This is a genomic window from Oceanobacillus saliphilus, from assembly GCF_023522835.1.
GTDB lineage: Bacteria > Bacillota > Bacilli > Bacillales > Amphibacillaceae > Oceanobacillus > Oceanobacillus saliphilus.
The window spans coordinates 580528-602262 of the sequence record NZ_JALCZU010000001.1 but is presented as its reverse complement, the minus strand read 5'-3'; the positions used below and the strand labels follow the sequence as shown (position 1 = coordinate 602262).

Genomic DNA, 21735 nt, shown 5'->3' with positions numbered 1-21735 from the left:
TAATGGCATTAGAATCATAGTCTAAGTAAAGGGAGATGTTAGGATGAAGGTTCTGGTAATTGGGGCTAATGGACAGATAGGGAAGCATCTTGTACGATTACTTCAGGATAGTGATGAACATACGGTAAAAGCAATGGTGCGGAAAGAAGAACAGGTAGAAGTATTGAAAGAATCCGGTGTTGATGCGGTACTGGCAAATCTTGAAGGAAGTGTCGATGAAATTGCAGAGGCGGTGAAAGGTTCAGATGCCGTCATCTTTACAGCTGGATCAGGGGGCAGTACCGGACCAGATAAAACATTGTTGATTGATTTGGACGGAGCAGTCAAATCGATGGAGGCCGCTGGAAAGGCAGGTGCAGAACGTTTTGTCATGGTCAGCGCGTTTCAGGCACACAACAGAGATAGTTGGGCAGATAGTCCGATTAAACCATATATGGTTGCGAAGCATTTTGCAGATAAAATGCTGGAGGCAAGCAATCTGAATTACACAATTGTAAGACCGGGTGGGTTATTGAATGAGCCGGGTACGGATAAGGTTGCTGCGGCTGAAAACCTGGAAAGAGGCTCTATTCCGCGAGAGGATGTAGCCAAAGTGGTCATCGCTTCGTTGGTGGAACATAACACCTTCCGAAAGGGATTTGATTTGATTTCGGGTAATACTCCCATACCGGAAGCAATTAAAACGATATAAAGATTTAAAATGCCAAGGATACTGTGGAAAAGTACCCTTGGCATTTTAAGTGATTGCGTATACGCTAATGATAAAAGAATCTTCGACAAAATTCGGGGAGTGACAGTGCACCCAAAATCTCTCAAGATTTGCGCCACATCATGTAGCGGTAGCGTATGGTGCAGCCAATGCAATAGCCCATCAGAGCAATGCCTGAAGCAGCCAGAACCATTATACTAAATATAATTGCAGGTATGGTTAGATTCAGATAAAAGAAAATCAGAGATAAGCCAATACAGATAGTGGCGATCCATTGGTTGAAAATTTGCTGATCCCTGTCCTCCTGGATATACTGATTCAGAGGCTTTTTCAAAAAACGCCTACTAAAAAGGATGATAGGATTCTTTTTCGTTATAATAGTATACAAGCCATTTAAAAATGGTAAGAGTAAAAGAACAGGGTGAATAACTAACGCTAATACGACGGTGGTCACAATAAATGATTGATTCAACTGAACTAATGGTTTTGGAATGCTCATGTACATTCTCCTTCCTTCTATTTATCTTATTATACACAGTAGTTTAGTGTGAATAAAGAGATTGAATTGGTTATTTTTATTTATCCATACTAACAGACGGACATTCTCCCCCTTCAAGAATTAATGTGAAGCAAATAGATAATTTTCATAAAGTCAGTTTCTAAATAAAATTTGGTTTTGAAACAATATATTAGAATATTTAAAATAAATATTTTTTAATAAAATCACAATTACCTATTGAATTATTATGCAAAATGGTGCATAATAATTCATTAATAGCACATTTGAGAGGGGAAAATATAAAATGGCGAAGGAAAAAATCGTATTAGCATATTCCGGAGGTCTTGATACTTCCGTTGCAGTTAAATGGTTACAAGATAAATATCAGTATGATGTAATTGCAGTTGCACTAGATGTTGGTGAAGGAAAAGACTTAGATTTTGTTAAAAAGAAAGCATTGGATGTTGGGGCAATCAAATCATATGTGATTGATGCGAAAGAACTTTATGCAAATGAATATGTATTGCCATCGTTACAGGCTAATTTATTATACGAAGGGAAATACCCACTGATTTCCGCACTTTCCCGTCCATTAATCGCAAAAATCCTTGTTGATATTGCAGAGGAGGAAGGCGCAGTTGCTGTTGCACACGGATGTACTGGAAAAGGAAATGACCAGGTACGATTCGATGTGGCATTTACAGCTCTAAACCCTGAACTTAAAATTGTTGCACCTGTACGTGAATGGGCAATGTCCCGTGATGAAGAAATTGAATACGCGAAAAAGCATAATATTCCGATTCCAATCAATTTGGATAGCCCATATAGTATAGATCAAAACCTTTGGGGAAGAAGTAATGAATGTGGTATTTTGGAAGATCCATGGGCAGAGGCGCCTAAGGATGCTTATGATCTGACTGCAGATCCAGTTGATGCACCTGATACGCCTGAGGTTATTCAGATAACATTTGATCAGGGAAAACCTGTTTCCTTGGATGGCAAGGAAATGAAATTGGATGATTTAATCTTAAAACTGAACGAGATTGCAGGAAAGCATGGCGTCGGCAGAATCGATCACGTGGAAAATCGTCTAGTCGGAATTAAATCAAGAGAAATTTATGAAGCACCTGCTGCAATGACATTAATTGCTGCCCATCAGGAGCTGGAAGCATTGACATTGCCAAGAGAGGTTGCCGAATTCAAGCCTGTTGTTGAACAAAAACTGGCACAGACAGTATATAATGGCTTATGGTATTCTCCACTGACGGAAGCACTGCAATCATTTATAACCAAAACACAGGAACATGTATCAGGAACCGTTAGATTGAAATTATATAAAGGCCAGGCACAGGTAATTGGTCGTGAATCAGCAAATTCATTATATGACTTTGATTTGGCAACTTATAATAAGGGCGATGCGTTTGATCATGATGCTGCACTTGGTTTCATCAAGTTGTGGGGACTGCCAACGAAAGTTCATGCGTCTGTCAATGGAACGCATAGCAAGAAAAAATCAATTGAGAAAGTCAAACTTGAAGTAAAGGAAGCTGTTAACTAGTGAAATTATGGGGCGGACGTTTTACAAAACCAACCAATCAGTTAATGGATGAATACACTGCATCCATTACGTTCGATAAAAAACTGGCGAAATATGATATACAGGGTAGTCTAGCCCACGTGGAAATGCTGAAGGTCTGCGGGATTATTCCTGCAGCAGATGCTGACAAGATTGCTGAAGGATTACAGATTGTTCTGGAAAAGATTGAATCTGGTGAAGCTGAACTTAGCGAGGAGCATGAGGACATTCATATGAACGTCGAAAAGCTTCTGATTGAGGAAGTTGGTGCTGTCGGTGGGAAGCTTCATACAGGCCGAAGCAGAAATGATCAGGTGGCATTGGATATGCGTCTTTATTTACGTGATGCGATTGGTACAACCATCCAATTGCTTGCCGCTGTCCAGAAATCTCTTATTAACCAGGCAAAGGCAAATCTTGACACCGTGATGCCTGGGTATACGCACCTGCAGCGTGCACAACCTGTGTTATTTGGACACCATATGATGGCATATGTATTCATGTTTCAACGTGATACAGAAAGACTGATGGACAGTTTGAAACGTGTGAATAAATCACCGCTTGGAGCGGGTGCATTGGCTGGGACGACTTTTCCAATCGATCGTCAGTTTGTTGCAGACAAATTAGGTTTTGATGGCATCTGTGAAAATAGCTTGGATGCTGTCAGTGACCGTGATTTTGTCGTAGAATTTCTGGCAAATGCTTCGTTGATTTCTACACATCTATCACGATTATGTGAAGAGCTTGTTCAATGGTCCAGTGCTGAATTTAATTTTGTGGAGCTGGATGATTCCTTCACAACCGGAAGCAGCATGATGCCCCAGAAAAAAAACCCGGATGTTGCAGAGCTTGTCCGTGGTAAGACTGGTCGGGTATATGGCCATCTAATCGGTATGCTTACAACATTAAAAGGACTGCCTTTGGCTTACAATAAAGATATGCAGGAAGACAAAGAAGGCATGTTCGATACATTTGAAACGTTAAAAGGTGCATTGGCCTTATTTGCACCAATGATTGATACGATGCATGTTAAAAAGGAAAATATGTATGCCGCTGTGAAAAATGACTTTTCCAATGCAACAGACCTTGCTGATTATCTTGTTGGAAAAGGAATGCCGTTTAGAGAATCCCACGCTGTTGTTGGTCAGGTCGTATTAAACTGCATCAATAATGGTAAGTATTTACTTGATCTAACGCTGGATGAATTTCAATCATTTTCAGAACTGATTGAATCCGATATTTTTGATGTGCTGACTCCTGAAACGGTTGTAAATGCACGTGATGTAGCGGGAGGAACTGCGAAACGAAGAGTGGAAGAACAAATTAAGCAGGCAGAGCAAGTATTGGATTCAGCTGGTTTAAGTGAGTTATAGTATAGGTATAACTCTCTTTAATAAGGCAGGCGTGTGAAATGAAGTTAATTGCATCAGACTTGGATGGAACATTATTAAATGAAGAAGGTGTCGTAAGCCAGGAAAATGCCGATTCCATCAAATCGGCGCTGGCTCAAGGAATACAATTTGTAGTTGCGACAGGCAGGTCCTATGAGGCTGCTCGAAAGCCACTTCTTGCTGCAGGGATTACGTGTCCGATCATAAGCTTGAATGGTGCTATCACCTATTCTGAGAATACCGAGGAACTTCGAAGTGTCCCATTGGAGCATGCCATTTCTAAAAAAATTCTCGAAGTCGCCAGAAGTGCAGATATGTATATTGAATTTTTTACAAATGAAGGCATCTACTCGGTAAGCAGACAGTATTTCATGGAAGTTCTTATAGATATTATGAAATCAGCTAATCCGCAAATATCCGAGGAAGAAGTTCGTGAGAAAGCGGCACTTCGTTTTCAGGCCGAACCCGTGCATTTTATAGACGATTATGATGAAATCTTTATGAAAGAAAATCTCATTATCTATAAGGTACTTGCCTTTTCACTTGAAAAAGAGAAGCTGGCTGAAGTCCGCACGAAACTGCAAAGTGAAAAACAGGTTGAGATTACATCTTCTGGTGATATTAACCTTGAATTTAACCATCCTGAGGCACTCAAAGGGATTGCTTTAAAAAGCTTTGCAGAAAGTAAAGGAATTGAAATGGAAGAAGTAATGGCTTTAGGTGATAACTGGAATGATGAAAGCATGCTTAAAATGGCTGGACGCGGAGTGGCGATGGGAAATGCAGCTCCCGGCATTAAGGCTTTATGCAGCTATGAGACGAAGACAAACATCGAAAACGGTGTAGCCTTTGCTATTGATGAAGTGCTGAATCAATTGTCATTGAAGAAATAGAACAACTTTGGCTGTCACGAAGCCTTGCCGTGACAGCCAAAGTTGTACTTATGCAGATAGGAAAAGGAAAGCCGGGGGTTAATTGGCTTTCCTTTTTCAATGTCCCAATATGATAGTACCGTTTAGACAGAGTTAAAAAAAATAAATCATTACCACTATAAGACTGATACCGATCTTTGTAAGGAATCGCATGCGACACCTCCATTAAGGAATCGTATTCATTAGTTCCATCATAGCGTATAGATTTTAAGTAACTGCTAACTTAAGGTTAATTTTATGTAAAGAAGGAATCAGATGTCTGATTCCTCCAATCTTAATGTCGCCTATTCAACCATAGTACACCGGATTTGGCAAGGCGTGGAAGAAGACCGGTCATCGGAGTTTTCACCATATTTCCAAAGCCATCTGACTTTCCGAGTGATCCGAGGGTGCCTTTCAGTTTTAATGGTTTGGGTTTTTTTGGTGCTTTGTCCTTCAAGACTGCCAATAATATTTCAGCAATTTGTTCGCCCTGAAGTCCCGCAAGCTGGGCACTTGGTGAATATTCACTTGATGCACAATCGCCGACAACATAAATATTTTGCTTTTGGGGGACTTGATAAAATTCATTGACGACTACCTTATCTTGATCATCTTTTTCAAAAGGTAATTCCCTTACAAGCCGATTTGGCTGTACTCCTGCAGTCCAGATGGTTACATCATTAATATAGCAAACCCCATTATTGCATACGCCGTCTTTTTCCACGTATTCAACAGTTGAATTATGAATAACATCGACATCATTTCTGACAAACCATTCTTCTACGTAATTTTGAATTTTTGAATCAAACGCTTTTAAAACCGTATTACCACGGTCAAGTATTCTAATATTTAGGTCGGGACGGCTCTCTCTAATTTCAGAGGCTACTTCAATACCACTAAGGCCTGCTCCAACTACAGATACTTTTCCATAAGCTTTTAAGTTTCCGATTGCAACCCCTGTATGACGGGCTTTTGTAAATGTCTGTACACTCTCTGTGAATTCCTCTGCCCCAGGGATTCCATGATAGTTATCTTCACAGCCTAAGCCAATAACCAAATAGTCATACGGAATGGTTGCTTCAGGATCATCAAATAATAGTTGATCATGATCGGTATCGATTTTTATAATTTCATTAAATACATAATTTACTCGTTTATCATCGGGAAAGTCCACGCGTACATCCTGGTCAGCAACCGTTCCCGCTGCAATTGTATAGAACTCTGTTTTTAAAGAACGAAATGGATTACGGTCTACTAATGTAATATGTATGTCTTCAGGTAATGGCTGATCCAATAGACCCGAGAGGATCTTGATTCCACCATACCCTCCTCCTATGATAACTAATTTTTTCATGTTTACCCCCCTATGTTGTGAAACGCTTTCGTGTTCTCCACATACTAGATTACCAAAGTTGGCCGTCCCTGTCATCACCCGAATCATGTCGAACTCTAAAGTTACTTTTTTAAGTGTAACCTGATGGAAAATAAGATAAGATAATGTAGAAGGAACTACTTACAACCTATTACTTTATTAAATAAATAGGAATGACATATTGTCGTGGGGTTCAAAAAGGAGGGAGTGTCAGTGGCACTTACGGGAAGGAGAAGAACATGCAGCAACTTACCTTGAATTCACTTTTGGATGTAATTGGGGAGCTTTTTTCGGATGAGATTTCAATCGCAATTTCCGACACGAATGAATATCTCTATTATCGCAGAAGCAAGCGAATTGATTTAAAGATAAAAAAGGGCGATCCAATCAAAAAAGGAACACTCGCACATCAAGCAATTGAAACAGAGCAGAAAGTATCAGAGTTTGTTGACCGTGATGTCCTTGGAGTTCCCTATCACGGAATGGCTGTACCCTTTCATTACGAAGACCGGCTGGAAGGTTGTGTTTTGGCCATATACCCTGCATATACAGAAGGTAAATCAGTTGTAACTGTGAAAAGTGGTGATGGTTGGAAGCCACTCCCATTTATGGATATTAAATACCTGGAATCAAAGGATCGGAAGACACATGTTATTTCAGAAGATTATTCCGGCACACACTCCAATCCATTACAGGAATTTGAATATATGCTGCCGAGAGAGAACTTCATTCGTTGCCACCGTTCTTTCATCGTAAATGTTAACCATATTAAGGAAATATTTCCAGATAGCCATTCCACCTTTTTGCTCGCAATGGACAATGGGGATAGGATCCCTGTCAGTCAATCGTATTCCAGCTATTTCCGAAAACTGTTAGGTTTTTGAATTTAAAATTCTGCCTTATCCGGGAATCTCATTGTTTTAATCAAATATTTTCTCTTATCCTCCACTTTTTACTATAAATTCACATAATTAGTTAAAATTAACTTAGTGGTAATATTTTTAAGGAGGGCTTTAGATGGGAGAAAAATTAAAGCGCATACATGATTCGGAATTGCATGATCTTGTCGTTTCTGCAGAGGAAGCCGCCTCTTGGATCCAAGATGGAATGACATTGGGATTAAGTGGGTTTACTCGTGCTGGGGATGCAAAAGCAGTACCGACAGCACTGGTCAAGCGGGCTGAAAATGGGGAGGACTTTAAAGTAAACGTATACACGGGAGCTTCACTAGGTTCAAATATTGATAAGATGTTTGCCGAAGCAGGTATCGTTCATAAGCGTTTACCTTTTCAGGCAGAACCTTCTATGAGAAAAGCAATTAATTCAGGGGAGCATTTATTTGTTGATCAGCATTTGTCACATACGTCAGAGTTATTGCGTGCAGATGTGATTGATCGTGTAGATTATGCGATATTGGAAGCGATTTCTATTACGGAAGATGGGTTCATCATCCCAAGCACTTCTGTAGGTAATTCACTGTCATTTGCGGAAACTGCAGAAAACATTATTATTGAGTTAAATTTGGCGCAACCTGAAGCATTGGAAGGGCTGCATGATATATATAGCCCTGGCAAGCAAGGGGAACGCGAGCCGATTCCATTGACTAAAGTTGATCAACGAATCGGTACATTGGGAATTCCGTTAGATAAGAAAAAACTAAAAGGAATTGTTTTTACGAATCAAATGGATTCCCCGTCCACGATCGTGCCTCCTGATGAGGAAACGAAGATGATGGCAGATCACCTGTTAGACTTCTTACGTTCTGAAATCAAGGCAGGGAGATTGACGGAACAATTGATGCCGTTACAATCTGGAATTGGATCTGTTGCCAATGCGGTGCTCCATGGCATGGTTGATTCCGAGTTTACAGATTTGGTCGTTTATTCGGAAGTGCTTCAAGATGCGGTATTTGATTTAATTGATGCTGGTAAAGTTAACTTTGCATCTGCATGTTCCCTAACATTATCAGATGAAAAAATGGAGCAGGTATTCCGTGACTTTGATAAATATCGGGATAAATTAATTTTGAGGCCGCAGGAAATTTCCAACCAGCCAGAAATCATTCGCAGACTTGGGTTGATATCCATCAATACGGCATTGGAATTTGATATTTATGGAAATGTGAATTCGACACATGTCAGCGGTACAAAAATGATGAATGGAATCGGTGGTTCAGGTGACTTTGCTCGTAATGCCCGGTTGGGAATTTTCGTGACGAAATCAATCGCTAAAGGCGGGGACATCTCCAGTATCGTTCCGTTTGTATCGCATATTGATCATACAGAGCATGATGTGGATGTCGTTGTAACAGAGCAAGGCTACGCAGACCTTCGTGGTTTGGCACCAAGAGAACGTGTCCCATTAATCATTGAAAACTGTGCCCATCCAATGTACCGAGAACAGCTATGGGATTACTATCATGAGGCACTTGAGCGTGGAGGGCAGACCCCTCATGTGCTGGAAAAAGCATTCTCATGGCATACCAACTTCCAAAATAAAGGAAGCATGAGGCAAGTCTTGGTAGAACAGGAATAATCCGTTCACTGTCACTACCCGAATTTTGTCGATAAACATGAGGGGTTCCAATAGATATAGTCAAGGAAGACACATGAGTCGTGGGCAGACTTCTCATGTGTCATTTCTGTTTTATAAGAATAATAATGTGGATGCTATTTCCCTAATATGTGCTTCATGGACCCACAAAATTAGGAAGTTATATGCTGTATCTCCAATTACAATTGGCACAGGATAGGTAACGATTAATGCAGCCTGGCGATTCATTTCAGGAGGCTGATCTGCAGATGGGAAAATAAAACAAGCTTCTTCGTTCTGGATGGTTGTCGGAATGATTTGTGGCAGAGAACCATATGGCATTAACTGCTGAAATGCTTCTCCCTGGCATACTTCTTCCAAACTCTCCCCTGCGATAGCTGAAACTTGGAAAAATCCATCAGGGCCTTCATAGCGCTCATCATTTACCCTTTCCCAGTTCGAAGGATACCGAAATCGGATACGATACGTCTGACTTGTGTAAGTTCGCCGCAGGAAATGATCAACTGGCGTTTTAGACCATTGGAGTGATGTAATGAAAGCTCCTTCAATCAATTTGATTGGGACGGGGTGATCCAAGTCAATCACCCACATTTCACGGGCAAATTCCTGTTCACTGCAACCAGAAAGATAGGCAATCTTTCTTCCATCAGGAGACCAGGTCACTGGTGTGGCAAAACAATTGGATAGTGCGTGAATGGTTTCAGCTTCACCTTCTCTCGTTACGGTTCTGATCTGATTGAAATATCCCCGATCTTCATATGCTGTTGCACTATAAGCGATTATTCTAGAATTTGGATTCCATCTCGGATAATAGTTTTTCGCTAGTGGACCACCCTCTAATCCAAACATATTGCCAGTTGCCAGTTCAATCGTAATAATGAGAGAAATACTGACACCAGGAGTTGTATACAGGACAAAGGTTCCATCCGGAGATAACCGTACATCATTATGTGGTCCAGCAGTATTATTGGTTATTCTTCTCAGCCCTGTACCATCACGAGATATTCGATAGAGCTGGCTGATCTCATTTGCATCACGTGCCTGGAAAAGCAGTTCCGTTCCATTTGGGAACCATTGAACATCTGTTGCACCTGGCTGTTGGATGGATTGTACCTGATGGGATGCAATATCATAAAGTAAAATTTGATTTCTTACCGAATATGCGATTGTTGTTCCGTTTGGTGACCAATCCAGCCGTAGACTATCGTTTTCGCCAAGTTGATCAATCGATGCGATGGAACCTGTCTCCATGTCAATAACATAGATGATTCTGTTTCTCCCGATAAAAGCGATTTTTCGGCTGTCTGGTGACCATTCTGGCGTAGAAAAGGAAGCCCCTAACCCAGTTGTCAGCTGAGATGTGGATCCGGTTCGGGGGTTGTAGACCCAAATTTCGAACTCCCCGCTAATATTGGTTGTGTATGCAATTAATCCTTCTCCACCTGGGGGAGCATAAGGGATACGCAGCATCATCCCGGGAATGATCGTCGTTGTCGGTAATTGGTTAACCTGCTGAATCAATTCCGTATTCCTGATGCCGTCCGTAATGACATTAAATCTTCCAGCTATAGTAAATAGTGTATCGCCAGGCTGAACAATATAAAAAGGAATTCCAGGTGGTACTTTAAGTAATTGATTAACATAAATTACATACGGAGCTTGAAGCTCATTCGCCTCTATAATGACAGAAACTGGTACTTTGTAAAACTGAGAAATCCGGTAAACGGAATCTCCAGTCCTTACGCGGTAAACATTTACTCCTTTTGGAATGGATAGCTGTTGCCCAACGTAGATTGTGTAAGGGGCAGTTAGGTTGTTGGCAGCAATAATGGATGCAGGTGGAAGCTCCCATCTTCTGGCGATGTCGAATACCGTATCACCAGGTTGGACGGTATAAAAATATTGCATATAATCCCTTCTTTCTGTTTAAAGACATAGGTGTGTGATTATATGTATATTTCTTTTATTATTGAATAGAACAAAGCCACTTCCATTTAAAAGGGGCAGTGGCAGTTCATTCATTTTAGGTATACCATTGGCTGACTTTTTCATCAGAAGGAAGTAAATATGTTAAAAATCCTAAAAATGGTAAGAATGAAATACTAATCATAGTTGGTGTTAAGCCGATTATATCGATAAACGATCCGAGGGCAACCGAACCAATAGCGCCCATTCCAAATGCTAATCCAACAATCAGACCGGACATCGTTCCAATTTTGCCCGGAATGAGTTCCTGTGCATACACAACCGTCACTGAAAAGCTGGTCATTAATATCAGTCCTGTTGCTCCCAGTAAAAGTATGGCACTGATCGGCCCGACATGTGGTAGCAGTAACGCAAGTGGTGCAGCAGCGATGAGCGAGAAAAGAATAATATTTCTCTTACCAAATCGGTCTGCTAAAGGTCCACCAAGGAAAGTTCCGACAGCCCCCATTGCCAAAAAGGTAAAAATATATGCTTGTGACTTTGCGATGGTGAGTCCATAGCTGTCAATGGCATAAAACGCATAGAAATTAGAAATGGCAGCGGCATACCAGGATCGCGCAAAGACGAGGAGTACGAGTACAATGAGTGCTCCTTTTATCGCTTTGGACACACTTTTATTAGGTTTAACTGTTTTTCGAATCTTTTTCTTACTGGCGAATGCTTTTATTTGGCCAGCATACCACCTTGCAATGTAAGATAGGAACAGTACGGCTATAAAAGCAATGATTGTAAACCAGATTGCGCCGAATTGGCCTAATGGAACAAGAATTAGTGCCGTGATGACAGGAGCCAGTGCTTGTCCGGAGTTACCGCCAACCTGGTAGATGGATTGGGCAAGCCCTCTTCTGTTGCCAGCAGCAAGATAAGCTACACGAGAACCTTCTGGATGAAAAATGGCTGATCCCAAGCCGATGAAGAATACGCTTAAAAGAATTGTCCAGAAATTAGGTGCCATAGCAAGTCCGAGCATGCCGAACATGCTGCTTGTCAGCCCAATAGGCAATGCGTATGGAATGGGATGTTTATCCGTATACATACCAACAACTGGCTGCATGACGGAGGAGACAATATTTAATGTGAATGCAATGAGTCCGAGTTGGGTAAACGACAGCCCTAAAGATTGTTCCAGAATTGGAAACATCGCTGGAATAACAGCCTGTAGGGAATCGTTTAAAAGATGACATGTTCCGATAATAAATAAAATAGAATATACTGTTTGGTTTTCCGATTGGGTAGTACGTTTATTTTTGCTCCATGCCTTTTCCAATATATTTCCTTCTTTCTGTCAGGTCAGAACCTTTTTCCATATTTTGACGTTCTAATTGTTATTGTACAATTGAAAAAATAAATAGCAATGTTTTTTTGCAGGTAAGAAAATAGAAACTTACCCCTACATAAGTGCAACTAAGGTTGTCAAGAAAGGCTTAGTGACAACCAGGTTTTCTAACGAACAGAAACTGCTATACATTTGCAGTAGTTTTATAAGGTATGCTAGTATAAAAGCTTATTGATATAGAAGTTAAATAGGATAGATATCAAAGAGGAGTATGTTATGACAAGAAATACGTCACTGCCATTTACAGTTTCAAAGACAGAGAATTTTTTTGATCGTTTAGGTGATTATGTCGGAGATGTATTCTATGATATATTGCCTGAAAAAGGGTATGAACTTCGTGATGAACAAATCTATATGGCCTTTCAATTAGAACAGGCATTTAAAAATAAGCATACGATATTTGCTGAAGCTGGTGTAGGGACAGGGAAGACACTTGTTTACCTGCTGTATGCCATCTGTTACGCACGTTACAAAGGGAAACCTGCGATTATTTCGTGTGCCGATGAGACGCTGATCGAGCAGCTTGTGAAAAAAGGCGGAGATATTGAAAAACTAGAGGAAGCACTCGGTCTCAAAGTGGATGTCCGTTTGGCGAAAGCCCGGGAAAATTACGTGTGTATTAAGAAGCTCGATCCATTGGCTAACAAGACGAATGATGAGGATATTCTGAGCGTACATGATGCAATACCAGATTTTGTATTTGATACGAGTGCTGTAATGAAAACCTTTGAGCGTTACGGAGATCGGAAGGAATATCCTTGGGTGCCGGATGAAAAATGGGAAAAAATCGCCTGGGATCCCCTTCAGCAATGTTCTACCTGTGATTGGCGGCACCGAAGTGGACAAACATTGAATCGGGAATACTACAGACATGCAAAAGATATTATCATTTGTTCTCATGATTTCTATATGGAACATGTATGGACGAAGGATTCACGTAAGCGTGAAGGACAAATGCCACTGCTCCCTGAAGCAAGTTCCGTTGTGTTTGACGAAGGGCACTTATTGGAATTTGCAGCACAAAAAGGATTGACGTACCGTTTCAATTTCGAAAATTTGACAAATGTGCTTACCGGTTATATGGGACAGGACGTCCGTGAAGAATCACTGCTACTCGTGGAGGATATCCTGGCACAGAATGATGAATGGTTTGATTTGCTTGGAGATACGGCTAAAACCGTGGAAGGATCCAATCGTCAGGAAATTCCCCGGACAGAAACCATGCTGAAAATGGCAAAAAGTTTGAATGATATGGTCCAGCAGCTGCTTGAACAGCTGGTATTTGATTCTGAATTATTTACAATAGATGAATACCATACAAAAATTATTGAAGAATACTTGGAGTATTTTTCCTATGGCCTATCGATTCTGCTAAAGGATGATGAAGGAATTTATTGGCTGGAAGAAAGTGAAACGACGACCAGTCTGGTGATTATGCCACGTCTAGTGGAAGATGTTTTGAAAAGAGAAGTATTCACGCAAAACATCCCCATTGTTTTTTCATCAGCTACGTTATCACAGAGCGGAGATTTTTCTTATCTGGCCGGTAGCCTGGGAATAGAGAAATTTGATTCCTTTTCCGTGGAATCACCATTTGATTATGACACGCAAATGAAGATTAATGGACATGTAGCGCTGGATATGGCTTCCAAGTGGGAAAAAATCAAAATTCAGTTAGAGGAAAATAACGGTCATTCATTGATTCTCTTTTCCACTGCAGAGGAGATGAATTTATTCCGTAATTGGTCCAAAGATCAGCAATGGCCATTTGAAATGCTTTATGAAGGCGATCTTGAAATTAGTGAGACAGTGAGACAGTTTCAACGTGATGAGAATTCCGTGTTATGTGCGCACCACCTATGGGAAGGGCTTGATGTCCCTGGGGAAGCATTGACACAGGTAATCATTGCATCGCTGCCATTCCCGCCGAAAGATCCTGTATTTCAGGCAAAAAGGAATCATGCAAAAGACCCGATGAAAGAAGTCGATGCACCATATATGCTGCTTCGCCTGAGGCAGGGTATTGGCCGTCTCGTCCGAACGAGCGAGGACCATGGGAGCATTCAGATTTGGATGAATCAAGAAGAACGAGAAAAATATGAGAAAGAGATCGTCAGTGTCCTGCCAGTCACGATAGGTTGGGATATATGACGAAAGAGGCACATGGGAGAAAAATCTTTCATGTGTCTTTTATTTATTTACGAATGGACTACTATTGAAAAGACATTTTTAAGAAGGTACAATAGTTAAAAATCCTGCAGCAAGAATAACCTGGAATACGAAAAGAAACTGGTGACCGATTGCGTATATTCAGAAACCGTTCATTTACATTTTTATGGGTAGGAAATGCTTCCTCTGAACTGGGAGGAGCATTCGGTACGTTCTGTAACTCATTGCTCGTTTATGAATTGACAGGCTCGAAAATGGCTTTAGGAAGCATGTGGCTGCTGTATTTTCTGCCATCACTCGCTTTACAGCTGTTTATTGGTCCTTTTATTGATAAATGGAGCAGAAAGTGGATTATGGTTGCAGCGTTATGCAGCCGTGGTTTGATTTTTCTTATCCCGCTTATCGCATACACATTTGGAGCGTTGGTTCCATGGCATATTTTTGCAGTCCAGTTGGTTATCGGATTAATCACACCATTATATGTACCGGCCAATCAGGCAATCCTGCCTACGATTGTTTCTAAGGATCAGCTGAGTACAGCCAACGCATATGTAGATGGCACTGTAAGGCTAATGACATTTATCGCACCTGTACTCGCTGGAGTTGTCATTCAGTATATAGGTGTACATGTAACACTGGCCCTTGTATGCTTCTTGCTCCTCGGTAGTGGACTGCTATTGCTGTTTATACAGGAAGAAAGAAATATCGAAACAGTCCGGAGAACATGGCTTGAACAATTTTCAGAGGGGATTCGTTATTTTTTCAAACAGAAGACGATACTTTGGCTCGGGATCTTTCTTGCTTTTGTTCAATTTGGGGTCGGTGTTACGATGGTAACGAACCTTCCTTACATAACCGATGAGCTGAATGGGGATTATGCCATGTACGGATACTTTATGTCCGGATTTCCATTAGGGTATGTGTTGGGTACCCTGCTTGCAGGAAGGATCCATTTTCAAAGTCGAAGGGTTCTCATGCTTGGTGCTCTTGTGATTGGCGGGCTGACCTATATCAATTTGGGAATAACCCATTCAATAACATTTGCAATTGTTACAGAAATCATTGCAGGAATCGTCATGGCTGTCTTCAGTGTTCATAATACAACAATCAATCAGTTGACTATTCCAAACCATTTGATGGGAAAAGTTTTCTCTGTTCGTTTGCTCATTATAAGAGGAATGATGCCAGTTGGTGTTATCGTGGGTGGTTTGTTGAGTGAAGTCTGGGGAGTACGGCCATTGTATATCTTAATAGGTAGCCTTATATGTATCGTCTCCTTGGCAGGATTGCTTCTTCCTTATTTCAGGTTTATTGATATTGATGTGGAAAGCAAGAGTGCTTGAAGATGGATGTAAATTGGAAACAGCCTGATAATTCTTATCAGGCTGTTCTATTGCTTAAGCACTTAATCATTCAGTAAGGTTAAGAAGTGTGTCAGTATTTTTGCGGTCAGACCCCAAATTACTCTTCCCTCATATTGATAAAAAAGTTCATCAATATGTCGTACATGCCAATTATAATCTTCGCCGCCAACGATTAGATGATAAGGGAAATCCTCTTCTGGATAAATTTGGAAATTAACTTTGAACTTCTCTGGTTCGGTACTTTGGAAAAAAGAAAGAGGAACGGTAAAAACATCTTCCACTTCGGATTTATTTGGAACAATATTTTCGGGGTCGGTAATCCTTCCAACATAAGGGTAAATGATTCTGCCCAGGTCGTTCACCACATAATCCAGTGGAATTACATCTGTTATGGCATCTGCACGAATACCCAATTCCTCGGTTGTTTCTCTGATTGCACAATGCCTTGAATCAGGATCATCCTTATCAATTCTTCCTCCCGGGAAACAAATATCACCAGGCTGACTGCGCATATGCATCGATCTTACTTCAAATAAAATGCTCGTCTCTCCATTCTTCTCAATAAGAGGCACCAGAACAGCAGATTTTTTGAAATGTTCATGCCCCATAATAGACGGCATCCGATCCTGCAATTTAGCAATTATCCTTGACGTATCCACCACTATCCACCTCCTCAGAAAAAACACTCCTAACACCATTCTAATATTCTTTGCGGTGCCTGTCACTTCCCGAAATATGTCGAATGTTTTAGGGGGTCACATTCCCCGTACAAACTGGGAAGTATGGAGTTCATGCAGCATTTAAATCTGGAATAGAAGCAGCCAATCCAATCCAATAACCAGATTATGAATTTATATGCATGCATGACATATGACATTTGTCATATGTATTCATGACGTTTATGACTTATAAAACAATTCTATTCTCCATATAATAGGGGAAAGAAACATGTAATCTTAGGAGGACAAGTATGAGCAAACAAAAACAAGCCCAATTGAGAAAAAGCGTCGCACCCTTTGCCAATTCAAATACAAAAGCAAGCATCATTCAACTGATTAATTCTATTGTTCCGTTTATCCTGCTTTGGTTCCTATCCTATCAGAGCCTAGCGATATCTATTTGGTTATCCTTGGCAATTTCTGTGATTGCTGCAGGTTTTGTCATCCGTATCTTTATTATATTTCATGATTGTACACATATGTCCTTTTTCAAAAATGCCAAAGCAAACAGGGTTGTCGGTACAATTACAGGCATTATAACGCACTTTGCTTTTGAAAAGTGGAAAAGGGATCATTCCATTCACCATGCTACAAGTAGTAACCTTGATAAACGTGGTACAGGTGATGTATGGGTAATGACAGTAGAAGAATATGCTGATGCATCATTCTGGGGTAAATTAAGCTACAGACTTTACCGTAACCCAATCATAATGTTTGGTTTGGGTCCCGTGTTCCTATTCTTAATATCCAACCGATTCAACAGAAAAGGCGCTAAAAGAAAAGAACGTCTCAATACGTATTTAATTAACATTTCAATCGCAGCAATCTATACCGCACTGATCCTTGTCATTGGCTGGCAGGCATTTCTTATGGTCCAGTTGCCAATTCTCTTTATTGCAGGTGCAGCAGGTATATGGTTATTTTATGTACAGCATCAATTTGAAGATTCCTATTTTGAGAATGAAGACGAGTGGGATTATGTAAAAGCAGCTGTTGATGGAAGTTCCTATTATAAGCTTCCGAAAGTGATCGAATGGCTTACGGGAAGTATCGGCTACCATCATGTTCATCATTTAAGCCCGAGAGTTCCGAACTATAACTTGGAAAAGGCTCATGAATCGACACCACCATTGCATCAGGCAACTACAATCACATTAAAAACCAGCCTGAAATCAATCCGTTTCAGATTGTACGACCAGGCGAGCAGATCGTTTGTCAGCTTTAAAGAATTCAAAGAGATGCAGAAAAATGCGAAAACCGAAAAATCCGGCATCACCCTAAAAACGAGAGAAACTTCTTTCGAGCAAAAATAAATAATTAACTTTTAAAACCCTTCCATGTCTCATGTGAAGGGTTTTTGTTATACTCAAACTTTGGGCAAAGTGTAAGTGACATGGTAAACTTACGATGGTTGGAGATACGCTGCTTAAGTTGACATTGGATGAACTGGAGCGGTTGCCGAAGTAACTGTTTTTGCATAACCAGCGTTATAAATCTAACATATATAGCCGTTAACTCGGAGTTCATCTAAAACGCAACGCTTATAAAGCAACTAAAATCACGAAAAACAGCATTACTTTTTTCAAATTAGCAAGGTGACTATTAATGGCTTTCTAAGTTTAACCTGTTTTATTAGTGCAAAAGTTGAGTTATACTAAATAAAAATTAGTGTATCGGAAGGTGAGATTAGTTTGCAACAGTGGTACCAGATTTTCCCGAAAAACACAGGACTTACCCTCTATGCTTGGATTGCATTTTGTCTCCTTCCGTTTTATTTTATATTTCGTTCTTCAACTCCAGCAGAAGTCATCATCGGAATACTGTTGATTTTACTATTTTTTGTCACCTATCGTCTTGCTTTTATTAAAGAAGGCTGGACAGTTTACGTATCGGTAGGAATAGAAATAGCCATAAGTATCGGTATGACATTGTATTTCGGCTATGTTTATTTTTCTCTTTTTCTTGCCTTTTTTATTGGTAACATTCGAAACAGAGCAGGATTTATCACATTGTATGTCGTACATCTCGTCAGTACGATTGTGGCTATAACAATTGGTTTTTTTACTCAGACGCAACTTCTTTTTTCACAGTTTCCTTTCATCATTATTTGCCTTATCGGTGTAATCCTGCTTCCATTCAACATGTATAACCGAAATAAGCAGGAAAAGCTCGAGGACCAATTGGAAGATGCCCAGGATATAATTGCTCAGTTGCTTGTAGTGGAAGAGCGCGAAAGAATTGCCCGTGACTTACACGATACATTGGGACAGAAGCTTTCATTAATCGGTTTGAAAAGTGAGCTGGCAGGAAAATTATTACATACGAAACCAGAGACGGCAGAATTGGAACTGAAGGATATTCATCAGACAGCAAGGATGGCCCTCAAGGAAGTTCGAGAACTTGTTTCAGGTATGAAGGGTACGAAATTAAAGGATGAGATGGTTCGAGTACGGCAGTTTTTAAGTGCAGCTCAAATCAAATTGCATGTGGAAGGGGACCTGGAACTTACCGACACGCCCTTGCTCGTTGAGAATGTAATAAGTATGTGTGTGAAAGAAGCAGTTACGAACGTAGTAAAACATAGTGGAGCAACACAATGCAATATTTCCATTATACGTTCTGCTAAAGAATGGATGATTACCATTCAGGATAATGGAACTGGTATTCAAAATAGACTCCCTATGGCAGGAAATGGCATTATCGGAATGAGGGAACGACTTGAATTTGTCAATGGCAGTTTACATTTGAGCTCAGAAAATGGAACGAAACTGACGTTACAGGTTCCGCGTGTTATCAAACAGATGGAACAGGGGGATTCACTATGATTCGAATCGTAATAGCGGAAGACCAACGTTTATTGCTTGGTGCATTAGGGGCTCTTCTTGACATGGAAGAAGATATGGAAGTGGTCGGGCAGGCCAGAAATGGACAGGAAGCGCTAGAATTGGTGGAGAAGCATAATCCCGATATATGCATCATGGATATTGAGATGCCGATTATGACAGGTTTAGATGCAGCTGAAAAGTTAAAGAATTCCTCCTGTAAGATTATCATATTGACTACGTTTGCCCGATCGGGATATTTTGAACGGGCCCGCAAAGCCAAGATAAGCGGATACTTGCTTAAAGACAGTCCAAGTGAAGAATTGGCAGACTCTATCCGAGTCATTATGGACGGCCGCAATGTATACGCTCCAGAATTGATTGATATGGCCTTTGCCGAGGAAAACCCACTGACAGAACGTGAAGAAGAGGTAATTAAACTCATTGCTGATGGAAAAAATACGAAAGAAATTGCCAGTCAGCTTTATTTAACAAATGGAACGGTCCGCAACTATGTATCGACGATTATGGACAAACTGAATGTCAGCAATCGCATCGAAGCCATTTCGAGGCTGAAAGAAAAGGGCTGGTTTAAGTAGCCGTAAATAATAAACAAAATTCGGGTGGTGCCAGTGATCACACACAAGGGGGTTTATGGATGAAACATGCAATTTATCAGATGGATATTGTACCCGGGAATCCGGAAGCCAATCGATTGAGAGTGGAAAAATGGGTGAAGGAGACGGTTGAAAAGGAAAGTCCGGATATTATCGTACTGCCTGAAATGTGGACAACTGCTTATACACTTGATGATTTGGAAAAACATGCAGATGTGGATGGAGAACCCACAACATCCTTTTTAAAGAAACTGGCAAGTACATTCCATATTAATATCATCGGTGGTTCTGTTGCCAATAAAAAGCATGGAAAATTTTATAATACGAGCATTGTTGTTAACCGCGATGGAGAACACATCTATGAATACGATAAGATTCACCTCGTACCGATGCTGAATGAGCCTGCATATTTGACGGGTGGAACAAGGAAAGTACAGGTTTTTGAGTTGGATGGAGTTAAAATGGGTCTCCTTATTTGCTATGATTTAAGATTCCCTGAGCTTGCGAGAAGCTTGGCACTAAAAGGTGCAGAGGTTATGTATGTGGTTGCAGAATGGCCAACAGCGAGAAAGGACCATTGGAAGGCACTCCAGATAGCTCGTGCCATTGAAAATCAATTTTTTGTAGTTTCATGCAATCGCATAGGTTCATACAGTGGAGAGGACTTCGCAGGAACATCGATGATAATCGACCCTAGAGGGAATCCTCTGAAAATCGGAAGTGAGACAGAAGAAGAGACGTTAGTGGAGACACTTTCACTGGACATGGTGAAAGCTATTCGAAAAGAAGTTCCGATTTTTACCAGTCGAGTTCCACATATGTATGAGTAGCTGGATGTGGCTGTCAGCGTGTAAGAATTGATTGCTGCTTCCTAGACAAGAACAAAAGCGCAGTGACATGTATGATCTTCTGCGCTTTTGTTCTTTATTTTTTCACATTTGGCGGGTCTGTCAGTTTGCCTGTTATGATATCTTCCGTAACATGGACCTGACAAGTTTTCCCTTTATTATTAATGAATTTAAACACACCATTATTAAAATCTGTACCGATCTCTTTATAGAAAATACCTTCATACAGATTATCCTTTGATCTTGCAAAGGTTAATCTGTAATTATCATTTTCGTCCTTTTGCAAGAATCCGCGCACGCCTTTTTCAAACGTCATGTCTTCTGTACTCTTAAGTGTCCGGTCGATAGATACAATATGGATATCGATAAAGGACATTTCTCGAAGCAATACATTAACAAAAGAACCCTTTGTGATTTCTTCCCACCTGTTTTGAGGGCTCTGTCCAATAATAATTTGCGTAATATTATGATTGTGTGCTACTTCTGCAATCGCTTTTACGGATGAGCGCTTCTCATTGTCACGGATAATGAATTCCTCGACATCCAAATCCTCACATAGTTCCTTCCAGCTATCGATATACCCTGACTTTTCGGCATCAAATTCATCATATGGCAGTGTATCTACGGTCAAGACATATAGCGGGCAATCCATAATTTGAGACAACTTGTGTCCACGTTTGATCAAACGCTCTCCATTGGGGCCATAATATACACACACGAGAATGCTTTCATCCATACGACCTCTGATTTTTTTCATAATGGCAATTTCACCTCTTAAAATATTCATTGGCGATATATTCATGGAAGGTTTGAAAAGGTATGCCCTGGTTCTAATTTCACATGATATAAAGCGTAAAGAT

Annotated in this window: 18 protein-coding genes; 12 read left to right on the top strand and 6 right to left on the bottom strand. The window is 40.5% G+C overall.

The window, feature by feature from the left end:
* Positions 1-43: 43 nt before the first annotated feature.
* Positions 44-691 carry an SDR family oxidoreductase gene (locus MN204_RS02575; protein WP_249869500.1) on the top strand — a complete coding sequence of 216 codons (648 nt, stop codon included), beginning with the start codon at positions 44-46 and terminating at the stop codon, positions 689-691.
* A gap of 121 nt (positions 692-812) precedes the next feature.
* Here the strand turns inward: MN204_RS02575 and MN204_RS02570 are convergent, their stop codons facing one another.
* Complete coding sequence (locus MN204_RS02570) at positions 813-1208, bottom strand: DUF4395 domain-containing protein (RefSeq protein WP_249869499.1); 396 nt, start codon at positions 1206-1208, stop codon at positions 813-815.
* Positions 1209-1512: 304 nt separating this feature from the next.
* Here MN204_RS02570 and MN204_RS02565 point away from each other — a divergent pair, with 304 nt between their 5' ends.
* From MN204_RS02565 to MN204_RS02555, 3 genes are read left to right on the top strand one after another with little or no spacing between them, the layout of a single operon-like run.
* The gene (locus MN204_RS02565) at positions 1513-2766 is read left to right on the top strand and encodes an argininosuccinate synthase (RefSeq protein ID WP_249869498.1); all 1254 of its coding nucleotides are present in this window, start codon (positions 1513-1515) and stop codon (positions 2764-2766) included.
* Positions 2766-4157 carry an argininosuccinate lyase gene (gene argH / locus MN204_RS02560; protein ID WP_249869497.1) on the top strand — a complete coding sequence of 464 codons (1392 nt, stop codon included), beginning with the start codon at positions 2766-2768 and terminating at the stop codon, positions 4155-4157. Before MN204_RS02565 ends, argH begins: the two co-directional genes overlap by 1 nt.
* Positions 4158-4195: 38 nt before the next feature.
* Positions 4196-5068 (top strand): Cof-type HAD-IIB family hydrolase, encoded by an 873-nt coding sequence (locus MN204_RS02555; protein ID WP_249869496.1) that lies wholly within the window; start codon positions 4196-4198, stop codon positions 5066-5068.
* A 313-nt stretch (positions 5069-5381) separates the two neighbouring features.
* On the opposite strand, the gene MN204_RS02550 is transcribed toward MN204_RS02555, so the two are convergent.
* The gene (locus MN204_RS02550) at positions 5382-6443 is read right to left on the bottom strand and encodes an NAD(P)/FAD-dependent oxidoreductase (RefSeq protein WP_249869495.1); all 1062 of its coding nucleotides are present in this window, start codon (positions 6441-6443) and stop codon (positions 5382-5384) included.
* A gap of 257 nt (positions 6444-6700) precedes the next feature.
* Between MN204_RS02550 and MN204_RS02545 the strand changes: the two genes are divergently transcribed.
* Both MN204_RS02545 and scpC read left to right on the top strand, forming a co-directional pair.
* Positions 6701-7345 carry a LytTR family DNA-binding domain-containing protein gene (locus tag MN204_RS02545; protein WP_249869494.1) on the top strand — a complete coding sequence of 215 codons (645 nt, stop codon included), beginning with the start codon at positions 6701-6703 and terminating at the stop codon, positions 7343-7345.
* 133 nt (positions 7346-7478) lie between these two features.
* Positions 7479-8996, top strand: coding sequence for a succinyl-CoA:acetate CoA-transferase ScpC (gene scpC, locus MN204_RS02540; protein ID WP_249869493.1), 1518 nt, complete (start codon positions 7479-7481; stop codon positions 8994-8996).
* Between the two features lie 111 nt (positions 8997-9107).
* Here the strand turns inward: scpC and MN204_RS02535 are convergent, their stop codons facing one another.
* Positions 9108-10922: a LysM peptidoglycan-binding domain-containing protein gene (locus tag MN204_RS02535; protein WP_249869492.1), complete on the bottom strand. Its 1815-nt coding sequence runs from the start codon at positions 10920-10922 to the stop codon at positions 9108-9110.
* A 115-nt stretch (positions 10923-11037) separates the two neighbouring features.
* Positions 11038-12267 (bottom strand): MFS transporter, encoded by a 1230-nt coding sequence (locus MN204_RS02530; RefSeq protein ID WP_249869491.1) that lies wholly within the window; start codon positions 12265-12267, stop codon positions 11038-11040.
* Between the two features lie 285 nt (positions 12268-12552).
* On the opposite strand from MN204_RS02530, the gene MN204_RS02525 reads away from it, so the two are divergent.
* Positions 12553-14487 carry an ATP-dependent DNA helicase gene (locus MN204_RS02525; RefSeq protein WP_249869490.1) on the top strand — a complete coding sequence of 645 codons (1935 nt, stop codon included), beginning with the start codon at positions 12553-12555 and terminating at the stop codon, positions 14485-14487.
* A gap of 149 nt (positions 14488-14636) precedes the next feature.
* Positions 14637-15848, top strand: a complete 1212-nt coding sequence (locus MN204_RS02520; protein ID WP_249869489.1) for an MFS transporter — start codon at positions 14637-14639, stop codon at positions 15846-15848.
* Between the two features lie 62 nt (positions 15849-15910).
* Here MN204_RS02520 and MN204_RS02515 read toward each other — a convergent pair whose 3' ends face one another.
* Positions 15911-16528: an NUDIX hydrolase gene (locus MN204_RS02515; protein ID WP_249869623.1), complete on the bottom strand. Its 618-nt coding sequence runs from the start codon at positions 16526-16528 to the stop codon at positions 15911-15913.
* Between the two features lie 311 nt (positions 16529-16839).
* On the opposite strand from MN204_RS02515, the gene desA reads away from it, so the two are divergent.
* The 4 genes from desA to MN204_RS02495 all read left to right on the top strand — a co-directional run bounded on the left by desA (position 16840) and on the right by MN204_RS02495 (position 20857).
* The gene (gene desA, locus MN204_RS02510) at positions 16840-17901 is read left to right on the top strand and encodes a Delta(5) desaturase DesA (RefSeq protein ID WP_249869488.1); all 1062 of its coding nucleotides are present in this window, start codon (positions 16840-16842) and stop codon (positions 17899-17901) included.
* Positions 17902-18279: 378 nt separating this feature from the next.
* Positions 18280-19413: a sensor histidine kinase gene (locus tag MN204_RS02505; RefSeq protein WP_249869487.1), complete on the top strand. Its 1134-nt coding sequence runs from the start codon at positions 18280-18282 to the stop codon at positions 19411-19413.
* Positions 19410-20009: a response regulator transcription factor gene (locus tag MN204_RS02500; protein WP_249869486.1), complete on the top strand. Its 600-nt coding sequence runs from the start codon at positions 19410-19412 to the stop codon at positions 20007-20009. The genes MN204_RS02505 and MN204_RS02500 overlap by 4 nt, the downstream gene beginning before the upstream one ends.
* 59 nt (positions 20010-20068) lie before the next feature.
* Positions 20069-20857 (top strand): carbon-nitrogen family hydrolase, encoded by a 789-nt coding sequence (locus MN204_RS02495; RefSeq protein WP_249869485.1) that lies wholly within the window; start codon positions 20069-20071, stop codon positions 20855-20857.
* Between the two features lie 94 nt (positions 20858-20951).
* On the opposite strand, the gene MN204_RS02490 is transcribed toward MN204_RS02495, so the two are convergent.
* Positions 20952-21632, bottom strand: coding sequence for an adenine nucleotide alpha hydrolase family protein (locus MN204_RS02490; RefSeq protein WP_249869484.1), 681 nt, complete (start codon positions 21630-21632; stop codon positions 20952-20954).
* Positions 21633-21735: the final 103 nt, after the last annotated feature.